At 40.7% G+C, this 371-nt stretch carries 1 protein-coding gene; it reads right to left on the bottom strand.

Features of this window, described 5'->3' with window-relative positions:
* The coding region (locus tag D7V20_RS19585) for a SwmB domain-containing protein (protein WP_147395834.1) at positions 1–371 on the bottom strand (371 nt) is incomplete at both ends.

Genomic DNA, 371 nt, shown 5'->3' with positions numbered 1-371 from the left:
GCTGATGTATCGTTATTTGTACTTGGATCAGTGTAGCCATAACTCACACTTTGTCCAATGCCAATTGCTGGAATGAAGCTCAATAAGACATCGTTGCCCGTGATTGTAATTGCAATTGGAACAACAACTTGACCATTAACCGTGATACTAAAATCATTGGCATTGGGTGGGTTATTTCCATCTAAAGTTTCGTTGTAATGGAATACCAATTGTCCAGCGGGATTCACTTCGACGCTTTGTAATATTGGCGCTGTGCTATCAATTGTTGAATGGTTATCGTCAGTCGGTAAGTTTGTTAATGGAATACTTGCAGCATCATTCCCCGCAGTGTCTTGAATGGCTGATGTATCGTTATTTACACTTGGATCGGT

The sequence above is a fragment of the Acinetobacter rongchengensis genome (assembly GCF_003611475.1).
In the GTDB taxonomy this organism is placed as follows: domain Bacteria; phylum Pseudomonadota; class Gammaproteobacteria; order Pseudomonadales; family Moraxellaceae; genus Acinetobacter; species Acinetobacter rongchengensis.
The sequence above is the reverse complement of the archived record's forward strand: the minus strand, read 5'-3'. Positions and strand labels throughout refer to the sequence as shown.